The 3,723-nt window shown below is 58.1% G+C and carries 5 protein-coding genes and 1 pseudogene; 4 read left to right on the top strand and 2 right to left on the bottom strand.

Features of this window, described 5'->3' with window-relative positions; genetic code table 11:
• The coding region (locus ACRYA2_RS26490) for a DUF8118 domain-containing protein (RefSeq protein WP_433634796.1) at positions 1 to 492 on the top strand (492 nt) is incomplete at its 5' end.
• A 20-nt stretch (positions 493 to 512) separates the two neighbouring features.
• Positions 513 to 992 carry a SprT-like domain-containing protein gene (locus ACRYA2_RS26485; protein WP_433634794.1) on the top strand — a complete coding sequence of 160 codons (480 nt, stop codon included), beginning with the start codon at positions 513 to 515 and terminating at the stop codon, positions 990 to 992.
• A gap of 43 nt (positions 993 to 1,035) precedes the next feature.
• Here ACRYA2_RS26485 and ACRYA2_RS26480 read toward each other — a convergent pair whose 3' ends face one another.
• The gene (locus ACRYA2_RS26480; protein WP_433634792.1) at positions 1,036 to 1,344 is read right to left on the bottom strand and encodes a type II toxin-antitoxin system PemK/MazF family toxin; all 309 of its coding nucleotides are present in this window, start codon (positions 1,342 to 1,344) and stop codon (positions 1,036 to 1,038) included.
• A 20-nt stretch (positions 1,345 to 1,364) separates the two neighbouring features.
• Positions 1,365 to 1,715: a MarR family transcriptional regulator gene (locus ACRYA2_RS26475; RefSeq protein WP_433634790.1), complete on the bottom strand. Its 351-nt coding sequence runs from the start codon at positions 1,713 to 1,715 to the stop codon at positions 1,365 to 1,367.
• 459 nt (positions 1,716 to 2,174) lie between these two features.
• Here ACRYA2_RS26475 and ACRYA2_RS26470 point away from each other — a divergent pair.
• Both ACRYA2_RS26470 and ACRYA2_RS26465 read left to right on the top strand, forming a co-directional pair.
• Positions 2,175 to 3,085, top strand: a pseudogene (locus ACRYA2_RS26470) (Glu/Leu/Phe/Val dehydrogenase dimerization domain-containing protein); the annotation flags it as partial.
• Between the two features lie 139 nt (positions 3,086 to 3,224).
• Positions 3,225 to 3,497 (top strand): hypothetical protein, encoded by a 273-nt coding sequence (locus tag ACRYA2_RS26465; protein WP_433634788.1) that lies wholly within the window; start codon positions 3,225 to 3,227, stop codon positions 3,495 to 3,497.
• Positions 3,498 to 3,723 lie beyond the last annotated feature (226 nt).

Raw genomic sequence — 3,723 nt, 5'->3', positions numbered from 1 at the left:
GGTAACGCCCGGCGCTGGCACGCCAGGCGGGGCTTCCACAAGGATCTGAAACCCATGTCAACGACAACGACCGCGGATCTTGAATCTGACGAGAAGGCACGGAAACGCGCGCAGTGGGAACAGTTCAGTTTCGCCCTCGACGCCCCGGGAATAGTCGACGTGACGAATGAGACCTACGAGAGCCCTGACGAGCACCAGTATACGGTGACGCTCGACGACGTGACCGGTGACCTGATGGCGTGTACCTGCCCCCATCACGTTCACCGCCACGCCCACTGCAAGCACATGGCCGCCGTTGAAGACGCCGCTGCTGACGGCTCACTCGACGCCTTCCTTGCTGACGACGCGAGTGACGAGAGCAACGACGGGCCGCGCATCACTGGCCCGCACGTCGGCCACGACAAGTACGGCAACGTCGATCACCGCTACTGGCGCTGTGAGCACTGCGGGACTGAAACCACCGACAAACGCGCGCTCGACGCCTGCTGCTAACACGCTTTCTCCCTATTTGTATGACTCGTCAACAGACGCTTCCCGAGATTGCCGACCAGCGCACGCTCACCGACAGCATCGACGATTGCGACGCCGCCGATAGCGTGCCGAAAACGCAGGCGGCCCTACTCGACCGAGCACAAACGCATGCCGCCGACGTCGCTGCCGAACACTTCCCTGAGTTCCCCGTCGAGTCGATCGACTGGGAGGTGTCCGAGCGGACCCAGCGACAGGCCGGCGTGACCGAATATGACCCAGATACCGAAGCGGTCACGATCCGGTTCACCTGGGACGCCTACCAAGAATTCGGCTGGATACAATTCAGCAAGACAGTATGGCACGAACTCGTCCACGCCTGGCAGTACTGGCAGTTCAAGGAAGCCGACCACGGCGAGACGTTCGCCCACTGGATGGATTCGTTCAACATTGACCAGCATTGCGAGCGATTCACATCGCGACTAATAGCAACAACAATCTCGCTGATTACCAATACAGTGTGATGCTTGTTGCTATAAAGAGCTCGTCACCGGTGGTGATCCGTTGCTATTCAATATATTGCTGTAGTTGGGTAATAGCCCGGTCAACAATCTTGTCGTGGAGTGTTCCTTGCCAGTAGTTGATCCATTCACTCTTCACTGAATTCACTGACCATGGCATAATCGAACTCGACTTCGGAGCGCCACCCTCAACCCAGTCCTCGTCTGAAAGCGGAATTCGTTCGTCATGCCATGTCCGCGTCGTCAACGAAAGTACGATGTACTGCTCACTGTGGAAGGGCATGTTGGTATGATTGATGAGAAGGAACGGACGACCGGTCGTGGTGTCGTCTTTGAAGGGATCAGTTGCGACCACGACATCTCCACGTTCCAGACTCATTCCTGAGATTCTTCAGCCGCATGTTCACGCCACTCCTCCAAATCTTCTGCGCCAAACCGCTCATCGAGGTCGTCCATCGTCTGATGGAATCGAAACGCGTCTCGAACGGTTTCCTCGTCACCGATCGCCCAGTAATCGCCCTTATGTTGGACGAGCTCACGCTCCTCGAGGCGGCGAAGCACGGTACTGATCGAACTCTTCTTAACGTCTGCACCGTCAGCGATTTCGGCCGGAGTAAACGCCTTGTCGTTATTCTGGTAGAGGAATCGAGCAACCTTCTCAGCGTTCGTGATCTCGGTGAGATCCTCGCTATCGGCCTGAGTGAACGTCTTAATATCGATTGGCATAGTAGTCAGTACTGTCTCTAATGTCATAAGCGTTCTCTCGTCACCGATGCAGTCTCGTCACCGTCTCGTAGCGTCAGCAACCAAATTCCTCTCCAAGCGACCCTCTTCAACTACTTTGCGAGGCAGAGTCCCGGTCCTCAAGGAGCATCACAGTCCGCGGACTGGCGGACAAGAACCGCAGTAGGCCGGCGAGGAGCCGATAGACTTCTTCGACGTTTCCTTCGTGATACAAGCACGTTTATCGAGGCCACCAGTTGTCTGGATGGCTGGATCACAGTCAACTGGCCCCGAAGTCGGGGAGAGATGAACGCACACCACTCCGGCGAGTCATGACGTGTGTCGAACCCACCGACAAGTCCCATCCTCTACGAGCGACCCCCGTCAGGGTGAGCGAAGTAGGATGGGGTCGTTGACTCCGCATGGCGTACTGCGCAAGTGCACTCAGAATAGCGGTGACCCCCGAAGGAGCTGAGTGCGGAGGAGAAGGAGCGGCTCACACGACGGTTCGCACAGGAACTGCGCGACAATATTGGCCCCAACCAGGATATTCCCGCCCCCGACATGGGCACGGACCCACAGACGATGGCGTGGTTCATGGACGCCTACTCGATGCAGGAAGGCGAGACGATACCGGGCGTCGTCACCGGAAAGCCACCCGTGATCGGCGGGAGCGAAGGCCGTGAAGAAGCCCCAGGACGGAGTGTCGCGATTATCACGCAGTTGGTTTGCGAATATTACGACCAGCCGCTCGATGATACCACCGTTGCAGTCCAGGGGTACGGGAGCGTCGGGGCGAATGCAGCCCGGCTCCTCAACGAGTGGGGCGCGACCATCGTCGCGATCAGCGACGTGAATGGAGCGATGTACGAACCGGAGGGAATCGATACGGCGTCAGTTCTGTCACACGACGAAGAGCCGGAAGCCGTCACCACATACGCGGACACGGTGATTTCGAACGACGAGTTGCTTTCCCTCGATGTCGACGTGCTTATTCCGGCCGCCCTCGGGAACGTGATCACGAAAGAGAACGCAGAAGCAATTGCTGCAGACCTCGTCGTCGAAGGTGCAAACGGCCCGACGACGTCCACGGCTGATTCGATGCTCGCCGAACGGGATGTCGCCGTGATTCCCGATATTCTCGCCAACGCAGGCGGTGTCACCGTGAGTTATTTCGAGTGGCTCCAGGACATCAATCGACGAGCGTGGTCGCTCGAACGGGTGAACGACGAACTCGAAGCGGAGATGCAGGCTGCCTGGGATGCGGTTCGATCAGAGTTCGAGCAACCGACGTAACGTGGCGTGATGCAGCGTACATCGTGGCGCTGTCCCGCATTGCCGAGGCGCACGAAGCACGAGGGTTGTGGCCGTAGTCAGATGCCTCACACCTCCGCGCTGCGAGCATGGCACCCATCGACGCCGCTTGAGCGAAGGCTGTATCGCGTGCTCCGACTGTCATCGGTCGGAAGTGCAGTGACAGTGGCCAGTTTTGTCGGATATCTTAGCATCGGCATGGTTCTCAATGCAACTGGTGTCTATATGCCCCCATTCCCAGTGATGAGTTTCTCAGATCCGGTGTTCACCAGTCTGAGCTTTCTCATCGGGGGACTCATCTGTCTCCTCTCCGGGTCACTCACGGTTCTCACACTCCTTACAAGTGTGAAGGATGCCAACAGCGAATTCGTCCTCTTAATGAGCCTCATCGCCTTTGGATTCGGCGCAGCCACAGTCCGAATCACGGCCGGGCCAGTCCTGACGTGGCTTGCTGGACTCGGACCGGTGTGAACCGCCTCGGGGTCACGTGGTTCGAGACGCCGACGGCGTCTCGTCATCACGAGAGAGCGAAGCTCGCTCGAACGACCCCGAGGCACGCGGCCTGCTCCGCCTTAGACTATGAGGGTGCACTTAAGATGCTCCAGGCAACTCCCCCTGTAATCAGCGAAATCGAGAGACCAACGTTGTTCTCTTAACGGACGATAGCGACGGTAGTCGGTGCCCGCCGGGCGACAGT

It is taken from the genome of Halomicrococcus pelagicus (assembly GCF_050954125.1).
The sequence above is the reverse complement of the archived record's forward strand: the minus strand, read 5'-3'. Positions and strand labels throughout refer to the sequence as shown.

Excerpts from the sequence above, each read along its gene's own strand:
- ACRYA2_RS26465 (WP_433634788.1), top strand. The coding sequence starts at position 3,225 with ATGGTTCTCAATGCAACTGGTGTCTATATGCCCCCATTCCCAGTGATG.
- ACRYA2_RS26485 (WP_433634794.1), top strand. The coding sequence starts at position 513 with ATGACTCGTCAACAGACGCTTCCCGAGATTGCCGACCAGCGCACGCTC.
- ACRYA2_RS26475 (WP_433634790.1), bottom strand. The coding sequence starts at position 1,715 with ATGCCAATCGATATTAAGACGTTCACTCAGGCCGATAGCGAGGATCTC.